This window comes from Streptomyces sp. NPDC001858, assembly GCF_053594615.1.
In genome coordinates this window covers 16,967-33,208 of the sequence record NZ_JBSFEV010000026.1, presented here as the reverse complement: position 1 = coordinate 33,208, position 16,242 = coordinate 16,967, and the positions used below count along the sequence as shown (strand labels likewise).

The following is a 16,242-nucleotide window of genomic DNA, read 5'->3' as shown; positions in this document are numbered from 1 at the left end:
TTTACGAGACCGCCATGAAAGCCGGCTCAGCGCAGGCTGCGCACGTCCAGATGGCGCAGCACCCGGTCCACGATCTCCGGATCGGCGCCCGGCTCGCTGCGCGCCGCGACCACCTCGTGGCGGGCCGCGCTGAGCATCTCCGCCTGGATGCGGCGCACCCGCTTCAGTCTGCGCACGCGGTGCTCGTGCCCCTCCAGCCGCTCGTCCTCCGCGACGTCCGGGCTGATCCGCAGCCCGATGTCGAAGGCCCTGCGCAGCATCTCCCCGGAGAGCTCCTCCGACAGGTCCTCCTGGGCCTCGATCTCCCGCAGCCGGCGCTTCGCCGCCTTCGCCGCCCGCACCGCCAGTTCCTTCTCGAACGCCTTCTCCCGGTCGGTGTCCGCCTGCACGCCGAGCCGCTTCACCAGCCACGGCAGGGTCAGTCCCTGGAGGACCAGCGTCGCCATGATCACGCCGAAGGCGATGAAGACGATCTCGTTCCGGTCGGGAAAGGGCGCGCCGTCCTCGGTCTTCAGCGGAATGGCCAGCGCCAACGCCACCGAGGCCACCCCGCGCATCCCGGCCCACCACATGACGACGGTCTCCCGCCAGTTCGTCGGAATGTCCTCGAGGTGGTCCTTCCTGGCGTGCAGCTGTTGTGTCAGCCAGGTGGCCGGCAGCAGCCACAGCAGCCGTACGACGACGACCACGGCCACGATCACCGCCGCCCAGCCGAGCATCTCCGTCCACCGCCCGGACGCCGTCCGGATCGCGATGTGCAGCTCCAGGCCGATCAGTCCGAACGCGACGCCCGTGACCAGCGTGTCGATGATGTCCCAGAAGGTGTGACCGGCCAGTCGGGTCAGCACGTCGTCGGGGTCGGTGGCGTACTCGGCGAGGAACAGCGCGGTGGTCAGGACGGCCAGCACGCCCGACCCGTGGAACTCCTCCGCCAGCACGTAGGAGGCGTACGGCACCAGGAGGGTCAGGCCGATCTGCAGCGTCGTGTCCCCGAGGACGTCCAGCAGCTTGTTCGCGCCCCAGCCGAGCACCACGCCCACGGCCAGCGCCACCACGGCGGACAGCACGAGGTCGAGCCCGGCCTGCCACGGCGAGAACGAGCCGCTCACCGCCGCCGCGATCGCGACGTGGTAGAGCACGATGGCCGTCACGTCGTTGAAGAGCCCCTCGCCCTCCAGGATGGACACCAGCCGGCGGGGCAGCCCCAGCTGTCCGGCCACGGCGGTGGCGGCCACCGGGTCGGGCGGCGCCACGAGCGCCCCCAGCGCGACGGCCGCGGCGACCGGCAGCCCCGGCACGATCGCATGGGCCACGGCGGCCACAGAGACCGTCGTCACGAACACCAGCGCCACGGCGAGCAGGAAGATCGGCCGCACGTTGGACGCGAACTGCCGCCACGAAGTGCGCCGCACCGCCGCGTACAGCAACGGCGGCAGCAGGAGCGGCAGGATCAGGTCCGGCGGGATCTCCACATTGGGCACGAAGTCGAGCACCGCGAGGACGATGCCGAGCAGCGTCATCAGCACCGGCGCGGGCAGCCCCAGCCGGTCCCCGACCGGGACGCTCACGACGGCCCCGAGCAACAGGACGAACAGCAGGGCCAACTGGTCCACGGTCAGCGCTCCGGGTCTGGACGATCAAGGACATCCGGACCTCCAGCGTCGCACGCGGCGCAGTCGGCTAGAGAGAACGCCGCATGGACCTGTGCGGAATACCAGCGTCCGGGAACTCCGGCCCGTACGCCTCGTACCCGAGCCGCTCGTAGAAGCCCAGCGCGTGCGTCTGCGCGTGCAGATCGACGGCCGCGAGGCCACGCGCGCGTGCCGCCTCCTCGATCGCCCGCACCAGCGCCGCCCCGACGCCCAGTCCGCGCGCCTCGCGCGTCACGGCGAGCCGCCCCAGCGAGCCCACCGACGGATCGCCGTCGGTCCTGGCCGCGGCCGCCTCGCCGAACAGCAGCCGCCCGGTCCCGAGCGGCGCGCCGTCCTCGCGGACCGCCAGCACGTGCACCGCGCCGGCGTCGTGCGCGTCGTACTCCAGGTCCTCGGGCACGCCCTGCTCGCCGACGAAGACCTCCTTGCGCACCGCGAAGCAGGCCTCCCGGTCGGCGAGGTCGTCGGCGACGCGCACCGTGTACGCGCGCGTGCCGCCCGTCCGACTCGTGCCGCTCATCCGTAGGTCTCCTCGCGGACCTGGTCCAGGGCCTGCTGCAGGTCCTCGGGGTACTCGCTGGCGAACTCCGCCCACTGTCCGTCCCCGGGGTGCTCGAAGCCCAGCCGCACGGCGTGCAGCCACTGCCGGGTCAGCCGCAGCCGCTTGGCCAGCGTCGGGTCCGCGCCGTAGGTGAGGTCGCCGACGCAGGGGTGGCGGTGGGCGGCCATGTGGACGCGGATCTGGTGGGTGCGGCCGGTCTCCAGCTTCACGTCCAGCAGCGAGGCCGCGCGGAAGGCCTCGATCAGGTCGTAGTGCGTGACCGACGGCTTGCCCTCGGCCGTGACCGCCCACTTGTAGTCGTGCTGGGGGTGCCGGCCGATGGGCGCGTCGATGGTGCCGCTGGTCGGGTCGGGGTGGCCCTGCACGAGCGTGTGGTAGCGCTTGTCGACCGTGCGCTCCTTGAACTGGCGCTTCAGCGACGTGTACGCCCGCTCCGACTTGGCGACGACCATCAGCCCGGACGTGCCCACGTCAAGCCGGTGCACGATGCCCTGGCGCTCGGCCGCGCCGGAGGTCGAGATGCGGTAGCCGGCCGCGGCCAGCCCGCCGATGACGGTGGGGCCGCTCCAGCCGGGCGACGGGTGCGCGGCCACGCCGACCGGCTTGACGATCACGACGATGTCGTCGTCGTCGTGCACGATCTCCATTCCCTCGACCGGTTCGGCGACGATTCTCACGGGCGCCGGGGCCTGCGGCATCTCGACCTCCAGCCAGGCCCCGCCGCTCACCCGCTCGGACTTTCCGACCACCGAGCCGTCGACCGAGACCTTCCCCGCCGCGGCGAGCTCCGCGGCCTTGGTGCGGGAGAAGCCGAACATGCGGGAGATGGCGGCGTCTACGCGCTCGCCCTCCAGGCCGTCCGGCACGGGCAGGGTACGGATCTCGGGAATCGTGCTCACCCGTCGAGTATGCCGGACGGCTCCGACACGCCCGTCCACCCGCCCGTCCAGCCGTCCGCCCGCCCGTCCAGCCGTCCGTCCAGCCGTCAGCCCGCCCGTCCAGCCGTCAGCCCGGCCGTCGGCCCGCCGGCTCACGGGCCCTCAGTCCTTGTGGACGGTCCCGTCCGGGTCCAGTCCCCTGAAGGACAGCAGCACGATCAGGATGCCGCCGCAGACGATCGCCGAGTCCGCGAGGTTGAAGACCGCGAAGTGCTTGGGCGCGATGAAGTCCACGACCGCACCCTCGAAGACGCCCGGCGCACGGAAGATCCGGTCCGTGAGGTTGCCCAGCGCGCCGCCCAGCAGCAGCCCCAGCGCGATCGCCCAGGGCAGGCTGTAGAGCTTGCGGGCCAGCCGGGCGATCACCACGATCACGGCCGAGGCGATCACCGTGAAGATGATGGTGAAGGCCTCCCCGAAGCCGAAGGCCGCGCCCGCGTTGCGGATGGCCTCGAACCTCAGCCAGTCCCCGATGATCTCGATCGGCTCGTGGTGCTCCAGCTTGGCGACCACGATCATCTTGCTGACCAGGTCGAGCACGTACGCGAACGCCGCCACGGTGAACAGCACGGCGATACGGCGCTTGCCCTTGGGCCGTGCCCCGTCGCTCTCCCGCCCGCCCGCGCGGGACGACTCCCCGGACGACTCCTCCGGCTCGGAACCCGCCCCTGGGGTGTCCGGCGTACCGATGACGCGCTCCGCCTCTGCCACGTAAGTCCCTCAACCTAGGTACCTGACTGAGGACGAGGGTACGGCACACTCCCCGGCCGCCAGGAGATCAGTACCGGCGCTCCTGCTTCTGCTTGCACTCGACGCACAGCGTGGCCCGCGGGAAGGCCTGCATCCGGGCCTTGCCGATGGCGTTGCCGCAGTTCTCGCACAGCCCGTAGGTGCCCGCGTCCAGCCGCTCCAGGGCGTGCTCGGTCTGGATCAGCATCTCGCGCGCGTTGGCGGCCAGCGCCAGCTCGTGCTCGCGCGTGATGTTCTTGGTGCCGGTGTCGGCCTGGTCGTCGCCTGCGCCGTCCCCCGAGTCCCGCATCAGGCCGACCAGAGCCGTCTCGGACGAGGCCAGCTCCGCCCGCAGCCGCTCCATCTCGGAACTCAGCTGGGCGCGGGCCTCCTCGACCTCCTCCGGCGTCCACGGCTCCTCGCCGGGGCGCACCGCGAGCTCGCCCGGCTCCGCCGCGGCGAGGCGTGCCTTGGGGACGGCGGACTTCGCCGCCGTGGCCGTACCCGGAGTCTTCTTCGCAACCACTGATCGGGCTCCCGTCTGCTCCGCGGCCGAGGCCGCGCCCACCTTCTTGGCCGTGTTCTTCCTGCCCGCACCCGTAGCGGCCACGCCCTTGCCACCGGCGACCTTCGCGGCCGCCGCCTTCCGGCCGGTGGCCTTCGCGGCCGCCGCCTTCTTCCCGGCCGCCTTCTTCGCAGCCGCATCCTTGACGGCCGTCTTCTTCGCGACGGCCTCCTTGGCGCCTGCCTTCTCGGCGCCGCCCGCCTTCTGCGCGACCGGCTCCTTGTCGACGGTCTCCTTGACGACGGTCTTCCTGGCGACCGCCGTCTCCTCGCTCGCCTGCTCCTCGCCTGCCCTTTTCGCCGCAGTCTTCGTCGCAGCCGCCTTCTTCGCCGCGGCCTTCTTCACGGCGGTCTTCTTGCCCGTGGCCGCCTTCTCGGCCTTGGCCCGCTTTCCCGGGTTCCCGGCCGTCGTTTCCCTGGCCGCGCCGCCGGAGGCACTCGTGGACCTGCCGGACGCCGACTGCTGTACGGCGGTCTTCTTCGCCACCATGGCCGCGGCCCCTTCACATATTGTGATCTTGCACGCGAATCGTGCTGGGACGATAAATCGACTTGGGGCCCGCGGCAACGGGGCACACCGCCCGATTCGCCCGCCTCGCGCACGCGACGCGGCAAGCCTGCATCCGTTGTGCCCAGCTCCCCGCCGGGTAATCCGCCGGGCCGGACGTCCCGGAATGCGAACGCGCGTACCTCCGCATCCAACCACCATTCGGGTCATCTCGACCCCTGCCGCCCGCCCCGCCCGGAGGCCCCGAAAACCGGTCGGCCGCCGTCGCCCCGGAGCCTTACACTGGGCGCAGCGAAAAGCATGGATGGGGACGAGTAGCGGCGCACGCAGCCCAGAGCGACCCGGGGACGGTGGAAGCCCGGGGGCCGGCACGACGCGAAGATCACCCCGGAGCCGCCGGAAGAAGACCCGCCGAGGGTTGGTAGAACCGGCATCGCGACCCCAATGAGGGGGCTCACCGGCGCGCAGGGCGCACCGGAGGGCCAAGGAGGGTGGTACCGCGGGAGCGCGCCGCAGAAGGCGTAGACAGGCAACACGGCTCTCGTCCCTCCGACGGAAGGCAGTACGTCCGCCGGAGGAAGATCGATGACGCAGTACCGCCAGGTGCCCGCCCAGGTCGACCTGCCCGCCCTCGAGCACGCCGTGCTCGACTTCTGGCGCGAGCAGAAGATCTTTGCCAAGAGCCTGGAGCAGTCCGAGGGCCGCCCCGAATGGGTGTTCTACGAGGGTCCGCCCACCGCCAACGGCATGCCGGGCGCCCACCACATCGAGGCACGCGTCTTCAAGGACGTCTTCCCCCGCTTCCGCACCATGCGCGGCTACCACGTGGCCCGCAAGGCCGGCTGGGACTGCCACGGCCTGCCGGTGGAGCTCGCGGTGGAGAAGGAGCTCGGCTTCTCCGGCAAGCAGGACATCGAGGCGTACGGCATCGCCGAGTTCAACGCCAAGTGCCGCGAGTCCGTGACCCGGCACACCGACGCCTTCACCGACCTGACGACCCGCATGGGCTACTGGGTCGACCTCGACGACGCGTACCGGACCATGGACCCGGAGTACGTCGAGTCCGTCTGGTGGTCGCTCAAGGAGATCTTCGACAAGGGCCTGCTGGTCCAGGACCACCGCGTCGCCCCCTGGTGCCCCCGCTGCGGCACCGGCCTCTCCGACCACGAGCTGGCGCAGGGCTACGAGACGGTCGTCGACCCTTCCGTGTACGTCCGTTTCCCGCTCACCTCCGGTCCGCTCGCCGGCGAAGCCGCCCTGGTCGTCTGGACGACGACCCCCTGGACGCTGGTCTCCAACACGGCCGTGGCCGCGCACCCCGAGGTCACCTACGTCGTCGCGACCGACGGCGAGGAGAAGCTCGTCGTGGCCGAGCCGCTGGTCGCCAAGGCGCTCGGCGAGGGCTGGGAGACCACCGGTCAGAGCTTCACCGGCGCCGAAATGGAGCGTTGGTCGTATCAACGTCCGTTCGAGCTGGTCGAGTTCCCGGCGGAGGTGAAAACCCACTACGTGGTGAACGCCGAGTACGTCACGACCGAGGACGGCACCGGTCTGGTCCACCAGTCCCCGGCCTTCGGCGAGGACGACCTCAGGGTCTGCCGCGCCTACGGTCTGCCGGTCGTCAACCCGGTCCGCCCCGACGGCACCTTCGAGGAATCCGTCCCCATGGTCGGCGGCGTCTTCTTCAAGAAGGCGGACGAAAAGCTCACCGAGGACCTCCAGCAGCGCGGGCTCCTGTTCAAGCACATCCCGTACGAGCACAGCTACCCGCACTGCTGGCGCTGCCACACCGCGCTGCTCTACTACGCGCAGCCGTCCTGGTACATCCGCACGACGGCCGTCAAGGACCGCCTCCTCCAGGAGAACGAGAAGACCAACTGGTTCCCGGACACGGTCAAGCACGGCCGCTTCGGCGACTGGCTGAACAACAACATCGACTGGGCGCTCTCCCGCAGCCGCTACTGGGGCACCCCGCTGCCGATCTGGCGCTGCGAGGACGACCACCTCACGGTCGTCGGCTCGCGCGCGGAGCTCACCGCGCTGACCGGCGAGGACCAGTCCGAGCTGGACCCGCACCGGCCCTACGTCGACGCCGTCGTCTTCGACTGCCCGCAGGAAGGCTGCGGAAAGACGGCCACGCGCGTGCCGGAGGTCATCGACGCCTGGTACGACTCGGGTTCGATGCCGTTCGCGCAGTGGGGCTACCCGTACAAGAACAAGGACCTGTTCGAGTCCCGCTACCCGGCGCAGTTCATCTCCGAGGCCATCGACCAGACCCGCGGCTGGTTCTACACGCTGATGGCCGTCGGCACGCTGGTCTTCGACAAGTCGTCCTACGAGAACGTCGTCTGTCTCGGTCACATCCTCGCCGAGGACGGCCGCAAGATGTCCAAGCACCTGGGCAACACCCTGGATCCGATCCCGCTGATGGACCGGCACGGCGCCGACGCCGTCCGCTGGTTCATGGCGGCCGGCGGCTCCCCCTGGGCGGCCCGCCGGGTGGGCCACGGCACCATCCAGGAGGTCGTCCGCAAGACGCTCCTCACGTACTGGAACACCGTCGCCTTCCAGGCCCTGTACGCGCGCACCTCCGACTGGGCGCCGAGCGAGGCCGACCCGGCCCCGGCCGACCGCCCGGTCCTGGACCGCTGGCTGCTCTCCGAGCTCCACGCGCTCACCGACCAGGTGACGCAGGCCCTGGAGGCGTACGACACCCAGCGCGCCGGCAAGCTGCTCTCGGCGTTCGTGGACGACCTGTCCAACTGGTACGTCCGCCGCTCCCGGCGCCGCTTCTGGCAGGGCGACAAGGCCGCGCTGCGCACCCTGCACGAGGTCGTCGAGACGGTCACCAAGCTGATGGCCCCGCTGACCCCGTTCATCACCGAGCGGGTCTGGCAGGACCTCGTCGTGCCGGTCACCCCGGGCGCCCCGGACTCCGTCCACCTGGCGGCGTGGCCGGAGGCGGACCTGTCCGCGATCGACCCGGAGCTGTCGCGGCAGATGGTCCTGGTCCGCCGTCTGGTGGAGCTGGGCCGCGCCACGCGCGCGGAGTCGGGCGTCAAGACCCGCCAGCCGCTGCGCCGCGCCCTGATCGCCGCCACGGGCTTCGACGGCCTCGACCGCGAGCTGCACGCGCAGATCACCGAGGAGCTCAACGTCGAGTCCCTGGCGTCCCTCTCCGAGGTGGGCGGCAGCCTGGTCGACACGACCGCCAAGGCCAACTTCCGCGCCCTGGGCAAGCGGTTCGGCAAGCGCGTCCAGGACGTCGCCAAGGCCGTCGCGAACGCCGACGCGGCCGCGCTGTCCCTCGCCCTGCGCGAGGGCACGGCGTCGGTGGAGATCGACGGCGAGACGATCGCCCTCGCCCCCGACGAGGTGATCATCACGGAGACCCCGCGCGAAGGCTGGTCGGTCGCCTCCGACTCCGGCGCCACGGTCGCGCTGGACCTGGAGATCACCGAGGAGCTGCGCCGCGCGGGCCTGGCCCGGGACGCGATCCGGCTGATCCAGGAGGCCCGCAAGAACAGCGGCCTGGACGTCGCCGACCGCATCGCGCTGCGCTGGACCGCGACCGACCCGGGAGCCGTCGACGCCCTGTCCGGCCACGCCGGCCTCATCGCCGACGAGGTCCTCGCCACGGACTTCGCCCAGGGCGAGGCGGACGACAGCTACGGCGCCCCGTTCACGGACGAGGGCCTGACGCTGACGTTCCGCCTGCGCAAGGCGTAAGCAGGCGCCAGGAGGGCCCGGTTCCCCCGAGGGGAGCCGGGCCCTCCGCGCTGTGCCGCGGGCTCCCCTGCCCCACTGGACACCGCCGCCGACCCTGTCAACATCGTCAACACGCGTAAAAAGGGCGGGACCCCGGATCGAAAATCCGGGGTCCCGCCCTTTGAACGCTGCCGACGCCTAAGGCGTACTAGTGGCCGTCAGTTGTCATCCTCGTCGATGAGGAAGCCGCGCATCGGCGAGGGGGCCTGGCCCATCGGCGACGGGCCCTGCGGCCGCACCGGAGCCATCGGCTGGGTCATCGCCGGGGACATCTGCTGCTGCTGACCGCCGTAGGACGGAGCGGCCGGGCTCGGGGCGCCCATGCCCGGGTTGCCGCCGTAGGACGGGGCGCTCGCGCCGGCCGGAGCCATGGAAGGCGCCGGGGACGGCGGCAGCGAGGCCGCGGCCGGAGTGCGCGGCGGAGCGAGCGAGTCGTCGGCCTGGGTCTCCAACTGACGCAGCTGGGACTCGAGGTAGGACTTCAGACGCGTCCGGTACTCGCGCTCGAAGCCACGCAGGTCCTCGACCTTGCGCTCCAGCGTCGCGCGGGCGGACTCCAGGGAGCCCATGGCCACGCGGTGCTTTTCCTGCGCGTCCCGCTCCAGGGCGTCGGCCTTGGCACGGGCGTCACGCTCGAGACCCTCGGCACGCGAACGAGCCTCGCCGACGATCTTGTTGGCTTCGGAGCGGGCCTCGGCGATCGCCTGGTCGGCGGTCTGCTGGGCCAGCGAGAGGACACGGGCGGCGCTGTCGCCACCGGGGCCCTGACCGGGGCCGCCCATCGGACCGCCCATGGGGCCGCCCATCGGGCCACCCATCTGCTGCTGCATCGGCTGGCCGCCCATCGGACCCTGACCCATGGGGCCCTGCCCCATCGGACCCTGACCCATGGGGCCTTGGCCCATCGGACCCTGACCCATAGGACCCTGGCCCATCGGACCCTGGCCCATCTGGCCGGGACCCTGCGGACCGCCCTGACCACCGCTGGGACCGGCAGGCAGCTGCGGCGCACCGCTCGGCAGCTGGGGCGGGCCACCCATGGGGCCACCCATCTGCTGCTGCGGCGGGCCCGATATGCCGGCGGGCACCGGAGCGCCGGGACCGCGCATGCCCTGCGGAGGCATGCCCTGGGGAGGCATCCCCTGCTGCGGCATGCCCTGCTGGGGCATTCCGCCCTGCTGCATCCCGCCCTGCTGCATGCCGCCTTGCTGCATGCCGCCGCCCTGCTGCGGCATGCCACCCTGCTGCATGCCGCCGCCCTGCTGCTGGTCCTGCTCCGGCGGCTTGCGCATGTTCTGCTGGTTCTGGGCAGCAGCACGCGTGGCCGCGGCCAGTTTGGCGCGCAGGTCCTCGTTCTCGCGGAGCAGGCGGGTCAGCTCGGCTTCGACCTCGTCGAGGAAGGCATCGACCTCGTCCTCGTCATAGCCTTCTCGGAGGCGGACGGTCGTGAACTGCTTGTTCCGCACGTCCTCGGGGGTCAACGGCATCTCTTCACCTCAACGTAGTCGTCGGCATCGGCAAGACGGTAGTTCACATCGCTCACAGCCGGCTCACGATCGAGATCAGGATGTAGACGATGATCATCAGTACGAAGAAGGACAGGTCGAGCGCCACGCCCCCGAGACGCAACGGCGGGATTACCCGCCGCAGAAGCTTGAGCGGTGGATCGGTGACAGTGTAGGTGGCCTCCAGAACGACCACCATCGCCTTGCCTGGCTGCCATGAGCGGGCGAACTGGAAGACGTAGTCCATGACCAACCGGAAGATGAGCACGATGAGGAAGACCATCAGCGCGATGTAGATGACATCAAGGACCACGCTCATGTTCGGTGTTTCCCTCTCCCCATGTTCCGTGCTGCTCTGTACTGCTCTGTACTGCTTTCCGGTCTTGCGTCTCAGCTCTGGTTGAAGAACCCGCCCTCTGCGATGCGGGCCTTGTCCTCCGCCGTGACATCGACGTTAGCAGGCGACAACAGGAACACCTTCTGCGTCACCCGCTCGATGCTGCCGTGAAGACCAAACACCAAACCGGCCGCAAAGTCGACAAGTCGCTTCGCGTCCGTGTCATCCATCTCGGTCAGATTCATGATCACCGGGGTGCCCTCACGGAAGTGTTCCCCGATGGTACGGGCCTCGTTGTAGGTCCGGGGGTGGAGTGTGGTGATCCGGTACGGCTCTCGTTCCGACACGACCTTGGGCATGATCACCGGTGCGTTCTTCTCCAGGGACTGACGTTCTTGTGTGATGGATGCCACGGGCGCGATGCGCGCCGGACGCCCGGATTCCGCGGCTAGCGAAGCGGATCGGGCCACCGGCTCACGCGGAGCGGGCGGCTGCACGATTCGCACCTCTTCGTCCCTTTGGGACTGATGTGCACCGTGGGACTGGTGCACCGGCTCGTGACGCCGGTGGTCCCGCTCGGGCTCAGGGTCGAGCTCGGGTTCGAAGTCGTCGTCGGGGTCGAAGCCCCGGCCGTCGTACCCATCGTCCTCCACGAGGCCGAGGTAGACCGCCATCTTGCGCATCGCGCCGGCCATGCTCTGAGTCCTCCGCTCTGTGGTGGATCGACTTTCGACTGCCAAGTCCCGCGATCCACGTGGCCCTTGTGCCGTCTCTCGACGGTAATGACCATATTTTCTGCTGTGGTCCGACTTCCTGGCGACGTTACCCGAGCCTGGGGCGGACGCCGAGTACCGCGGTGCCGACGCGTACATGTGTCGCTCCGGCCGCCACGGCCTCCTCGAGGTCCGCACTCATCCCTGCCGACACCATGTTCGCAGCCGGACGGTCTCTGCGCAGGTCGGTCGACAAATCCATCAACCGCCCGAAGGCTGCCCGTTGACGCCCGGCGTACTCCCCGGTCAGAGGTGCGACGGTCATCAGTCCGTCAAGCCGCAGCCCCGGGGAGCCGGCGACCAGCTCGGCCAACTCCCCGATGCCGCCCGGGGCCACTCCGCCGCGCTCCCCCCGCTCGCTCAGCCCGGCGTCCAGGGCCACCTGGATCAGGCAGCCCAGCTCCCGGCCGGCCCGCACGGCCTCCTTCGACAGGGCCGTCACCAGCCGCGCGCGGTCGACGGACTGCACGACGTCCGCGTAACCGACCACGGAGCGGACCTTGTTGGTCTGCAGCTGGCCGACGAAGTGCCAGCGAAGCGGCAGGTCGGAACAGTCGGCCGCCTTGGGCGCCGCGTCCTGGTCCTTGTTCTCGGCGACATCGCGCACGCCGAGCTCCGCGAGGATCCGCACATCGCTCGCCGGGTAGGTCTTGGTGACCACGATCAGGGTCACCTCCTCCCGCTTGCGGCCGGCGGCCGCGCACGCGGCGGCGATGCGCTCCTCCACCTTCGCCAGGTTCGCGGCGAGTTCGTCCCTGCGGTCCGTCATGCCCATCAGCCCAGCCAGACATATCCCGCGAGTCGCCCGGTGGAGCGGTCGCGGCGATACGAGAAGTGATCCTTCGACTCCCGGGTGCACACCGGCGAGTGCTCCCGGTCGTGCACCCCGAGCCGGTCGAGCTGCGCGTGCACCCCGGCGGTCACGTCGACCGCGGGAGTGCCCCAGCTGGTCTCGGCGTGCGCCGCGGGCTCGACGGCGGCCACCTCGGCGCGCATCTCCTTGGGCACCTCGTAGCACCGGCCGCACACGGCGGGTCCGGTGCGGGCGACGATCCGGGCGGGGTCGGCGCCGAGCGCCTCCATCGCGTCGACGGCGGCGGGCACGATCCCCTTGACCATGCCGGGCCGTCCCGCGTGCGCGGCGGCGACGACGCCGGCGACGGGGTCGGCGAGCAGCACCGGCACGCAGTCCGCCGTGAGCACGGCGAGGGCGAGGCCGCGGGTCGCGGTCACCAGGCCGTCGACCGGCGGGGTGGACCGGGTGGTCCAGGGTCCTTCGACCTCGGCCACGTCGTTGCCGTGCACCTGGTTCATCCAGACGACCCGGCCCGGATCCAGCCCCAGCGATGTGGCGGCCAGCTCACGGTTGACGCGGACGGCGTCGGGGTCGTCGCCGACCGCCCCGCCGAGGTTGAGCTCCTCATACGGAGCGGCGCTCACCCCGCCCCACCGGTCGGTGAAGGCGAAGTGCGCGCCGCTCACGCTCTCGCGCTGTCCTATCACTTCAGGAAGTCCGGCACGTCCAGCTCCTCGGCCGCGCTGTCCGAGTACGTCCGCGACGGCGGCACCGGCGGGGAGACCGGAAGGTCGGCCACCGGCTCGGGGGCCGGCTCCGGCTCCTCCCTCGGCGTGACGCTGCCGAGGGAGCCGAAGGACGGACGGCTGTCGGACTGCCGTACCGGGGTGGGCTCGTCGCGGCGGGCCGAGGCCGAGGACGAACCGATGACGGTCTCCCGGCGGGCCGGGGGCTGCCCCCCGTCGAAGCCGGCCGCGATGACGGTGACCCGGACCTCGTCGCCGAGCGCGTCGTCGATGACCGCGCCGAAGATGATGTTGGCCTCGGGGTGGGCCGCCTCGCTGACCAGCTGGGCGGCCTCGTTGATCTCGAACAGGCCGAGGTCGGAGCCGCCGGAGATGGAGAGCAGGACGCCCCGGGCGCCGTCGATGGAGGCCTCCAGCAGCGGCGAGGAGATCGCCATCTCGGCGGCGGCCACCGCGCGGTCGTCGCCGCGGGCCGAGCCGATGCCCATGAGGGCCGAGCCGGCCTCGGACATGACCGACTTGACGTCGGCGAAGTCGAGGTTGATCAGACCGGGGGTGGTGATCAGGTCGGTGATGCCCTGGACGCCGGAGAGCAGGACCTGGTCGGCCGACTTGAAGGCGTCGAGGACCGAGACCTGGCGGTCCGAGATGGACAGCAGCCGGTCGTTGGGGATGACGATGAGGGTGTCGACCTCTTCGCGGAGTTCGGCGATGCCGTCCTCGGCCTGGTTGGCCCGGCGCCGTCCCTCGAAGGTGAACGGGCGGGTGACCACGCCGATGGTGAGGGCGCCGAGGTTGCGGGCGATGTTGGCCACGACGGGCGCGCCGCCGGTGCCGGTGCCGCCTCCCTCGCCGGCCGTCACGAAGACCATGTCGGCCCCCTTGAGGACCTCCTCGATCTCCTCGCGGTGGTCCTCGGCGGCCTTGCGGCCGACGGCCGGGTTGGCGCCGGCGCCGAGTCCGCGGGTCAGTTCGCGGCCGACGTCGAGCTTGACGTCGGCGTCGCTCATCAACAGCGCCTGCGCGTCGGTGTTGATGGCGATGAACTCGACGCCCTTGAGACCGACCTCGATCATCCGGTTGATGGCATTGACACCACCGCCGCCGACACCGATGACTTTGATGACTGCGAGGTAGTTCTGCGGTGCTGCCACGTCGAAGGCCTCTCGCCTCGAGTTACGTGTCGTCGCCTCACATGGTGATGCGATCCGACGACTGATGCCGAATGGGACGGTCCGTTTCGCCGACCCGAACCCTAACGCTGAAGTTTAGGGTTACCAGTGTGTCTGTTCCTTGAAGTCTTCTGAACAGGACACTAAGTCGACAAGTGGCGCCCGTTCAACGAACACGCCGAACCTCCCGTTTTTCTTTTCACCCTATGTGATCAGCCGTGTCAGTGCCCAACCAGGGTGCTGGCCTGCGCTGATGTGCGTCAACTCCCGGATGACGCAGGGGCGGTGGGAGCGCTGACATCGAAGTGCCGCGCGCCCGGGGCGGCTTTCATGAGAGCGGTGAGTGCACGCCCCTTCACGGCGCCCCGCTCGGCGCTCCCCCAGGCGACCGTGCGGCCGCCGCTCAGCTCCAGCGAGATGTCGTCGTAGGAAAGGACCTTGACGAGGCGGGTGTCGCGGGCGACGGCGGGCGGGAGGGAGCCGGTCGCGGCGACCGCCTCCCGCACCAGCCGGGCCTCGCCGAAGCGGCGCAGGCTCGCGGCTGCGGAACGTGAGGACGAAACGGCCATTTCCAGAAGAGGGACGCCTTTCGGAGCCACGGAAACCGTGGCGAAACGGACGCCGCCATCGTCCACTTCGATGAACTTCGACCCCTTTTGGACAAGCAGAACCGGACTGCGCTCGGTCACTTTCAGGCCGATTCCATGAGGCCAGGAACGGACCACGTCGACGGAGTCGATTCGGGGCAATTCCGTACGCAATCGCGCTTCGATCGCATCCGTGTCGATGGAAATCATCGGCGATCCGACCGGGACGGCGGCGGCTTCGCGCACCTGCTGCGGGGTCAGCACGCTGGTGCCGGAGACGGCGACGCGCTGAACCCGCAGCCACTGCGAGCCGTACAACACCCAGACGACGCCCGCCCCGAGGAGCACGACGATCAGCGCAAGAACGATGATCACACGAAGCCTGCGCGGCCCCAGGCTGCCCAACCGCCGGACGAGGGGCGGGCCGGAGGACTCCTGCTGACGTGCACCGCGCTCGGCGGTGGCGGATCCGGCCACGCTCCCCTGTCCTTTCGTCAAACGTGCCTATCGGCGTGCACGGGAGGCGGCGATCGCCTCGTACACCATGCCGACGAGCAGGTCGTCGGCGTCACGGCGGCCGAACTCGCTGGCGGCGCGGGACATCTCGTACAGCCGGTGCGGGTTGGCGAGCACGGGCAGGACGGTCTCCCGGACCCACTCGGGGGTCAGTTCCGCGTCGTCGACCAGCAGTCCGCCGCCCGCCTTGACCACCGGCTGGGCGTTCAGCCGCTGTTCGCCGTTGCCGATGGGCAGCGGGACATAGGCGGCCGGGAGCCCGACGGCGGAGAGTTCGGCGACGGTCATCGCGCCCGCGCGGCAGAGCATCATGTCGGCGGCGGCGTACGCGAGGTCCATCCGGTCCACGTACGGTACCGGGATGTAGGGGGGCATCCCCGGCATCTGCTGCACCTGCGGCAGTTCGTTCTTCGGGCCGACCGCGTGCAGGATCTGGATGCCGGCCTGCTGCAGCCAGGGCGCGACCTGCTGGACGACCTCGTTGAGCCGGCGGGCGCCCTGCGAGCCGCCGGAGACCAGCAGCGTGGGCAGGTTCGGGTCGAGCCCGAACAGCGCACGGGCCTCCGGGCGGGCCGCCGCGCGGTCCAGGGTGGCGATGGAGCGGCGCAGCGGGATGCCGATGTAGCGGGCGTCGCGCAGCTTGCTGTCGGGCGTGGAGACGGCGACCCGGGCCGCGTAGCGCGAGCCGATCTTGTTGGCCAGCCCGGGGCGGGCGTTGGCCTCGTGGACCACGATCGGCACGCCGAGGCGCTTGGCGGCGAGGTAGCCGGGCAGGGCCACGTAACCGCCGAAGCCGACGACGGCGTCCGCCTTGGTGCGCTCCAGGATCTGCTCGGCGGCCTTGATCGTGCCGCGCAGCCGGCCCGGGACGGTGATCAGCTCAGGGGTGGGCTTGCGCGGCAGCGGCACGGCGGGGATCAGCGCGAGCTCGTAGCCCCGCTGCGGAACGAGCGTGGTCTCCAGGCCGCGCTCCGTGCCCAGGGCCGTGATCCCCACAGTGGGGTCCTGCCTGCGCAGGGCGTCCGCGAGGGCGAGCGCGGGCTCGATGTGGCCGGCGGTCCCCCCACCAGCGAGTACGACATGCACCGA

The 16,242-nt window shown here is 70.7% G+C and carries 14 protein-coding genes; 1 reads left to right on the top strand and 13 read right to left on the bottom strand.

Annotated features, from left to right (window positions below):
• Positions 1-26: 26 nt before the first annotated feature.
• The 5 genes from ACWCPF_RS30030 to ACWCPF_RS30010 form a co-directional block, all read right to left on the bottom strand.
• Positions 27-1,613, bottom strand: coding sequence for a Na+/H+ antiporter (locus tag ACWCPF_RS30030; RefSeq protein ID WP_451048230.1), 1,587 nt, complete (start codon positions 1,611-1,613; stop codon positions 27-29).
• A 67-nt stretch (positions 1,614-1,680) separates the two neighbouring features.
• Positions 1,681-2,172: a GNAT family N-acetyltransferase gene (locus tag ACWCPF_RS30025; protein ID WP_451048229.1), complete on the bottom strand. Its 492-nt coding sequence runs from the start codon at positions 2,170-2,172 to the stop codon at positions 1,681-1,683.
• Positions 2,169-3,113, bottom strand: coding sequence for an RluA family pseudouridine synthase (locus ACWCPF_RS30020; protein WP_451048228.1), 945 nt, complete (start codon positions 3,111-3,113; stop codon positions 2,169-2,171). The genes ACWCPF_RS30025 and ACWCPF_RS30020 overlap by 4 nt, the downstream gene beginning before the upstream one ends.
• 141 nt (positions 3,114-3,254) lie before the next feature.
• Positions 3,255-3,863 (bottom strand): signal peptidase II, encoded by a 609-nt coding sequence (lspA, locus tag ACWCPF_RS30015; protein ID WP_451048227.1) that lies wholly within the window; start codon positions 3,861-3,863, stop codon positions 3,255-3,257.
• 67 nt (positions 3,864-3,930) lie between these two features.
• Positions 3,931-4,935 (bottom strand): TraR/DksA family transcriptional regulator, encoded by a 1,005-nt coding sequence (locus tag ACWCPF_RS30010; RefSeq protein ID WP_451048226.1) that lies wholly within the window; start codon positions 4,933-4,935, stop codon positions 3,931-3,933.
• 603 nt (positions 4,936-5,538) lie between these two features.
• Between ACWCPF_RS30010 and ileS the strand changes: the two genes are divergently transcribed.
• Positions 5,539-8,682, top strand: a complete 3,144-nt coding sequence (gene ileS, locus ACWCPF_RS30005; RefSeq protein WP_451048225.1) for an isoleucine--tRNA ligase — start codon at positions 5,539-5,541, stop codon at positions 8,680-8,682.
• 197 nt (positions 8,683-8,879) lie between these two features.
• On the opposite strand, the gene ACWCPF_RS30000 is transcribed toward ileS, so the two are convergent.
• From ACWCPF_RS30000 to murG, 8 genes are all read right to left on the bottom strand, one after another.
• Positions 8,880-10,208: a DivIVA domain-containing protein gene (locus ACWCPF_RS30000; protein ID WP_451048224.1), complete on the bottom strand. Its 1,329-nt coding sequence runs from the start codon at positions 10,206-10,208 to the stop codon at positions 8,880-8,882.
• Between the two features lie 52 nt (positions 10,209-10,260).
• Positions 10,261-10,545, bottom strand: coding sequence for a YggT family protein (locus ACWCPF_RS29995; protein WP_037668845.1), 285 nt, complete (start codon positions 10,543-10,545; stop codon positions 10,261-10,263).
• Between the two features lie 71 nt (positions 10,546-10,616).
• Positions 10,617-11,258, bottom strand: coding sequence for a cell division protein SepF (locus ACWCPF_RS29990; RefSeq protein ID WP_351910992.1), 642 nt, complete (start codon positions 11,256-11,258; stop codon positions 10,617-10,619).
• Between the two features lie 127 nt (positions 11,259-11,385).
• Complete coding sequence (locus ACWCPF_RS29985; protein ID WP_451048223.1) at positions 11,386-12,105, bottom strand: YggS family pyridoxal phosphate-dependent enzyme; 720 nt, start codon at positions 12,103-12,105, stop codon at positions 11,386-11,388.
• Between the two features lie 5 nt (positions 12,106-12,110).
• On the bottom strand, positions 12,111-12,839 hold the full coding sequence (gene pgeF / locus ACWCPF_RS29980; protein ID WP_451048222.1) for a peptidoglycan editing factor PgeF: 729 nt from the start codon (positions 12,837-12,839) through the stop codon (positions 12,111-12,113).
• Positions 12,836-14,032 (bottom strand): cell division protein FtsZ, encoded by a 1,197-nt coding sequence (gene ftsZ, locus ACWCPF_RS29975; RefSeq protein WP_451048221.1) that lies wholly within the window; start codon positions 14,030-14,032, stop codon positions 12,836-12,838. Before ftsZ ends, pgeF begins: the two co-directional genes overlap by 4 nt.
• 278 nt (positions 14,033-14,310) lie before the next feature.
• A complete protein-coding gene (locus ACWCPF_RS29970; protein ID WP_451048220.1) occupies positions 14,311-15,114 on the bottom strand; it encodes a cell division protein FtsQ/DivIB in 804 nt (267 codons plus the stop codon).
• A 27-nt stretch (positions 15,115-15,141) separates the two neighbouring features.
• On the bottom strand, positions 15,142-16,239 hold the full coding sequence (murG, locus tag ACWCPF_RS29965; RefSeq protein ID WP_451048219.1) for an undecaprenyldiphospho-muramoylpentapeptide beta-N-acetylglucosaminyltransferase: 1,098 nt from the start codon (positions 16,237-16,239) through the stop codon (positions 15,142-15,144).
• Between the last annotated feature and the right edge of the window lie 3 nt (positions 16,240-16,242).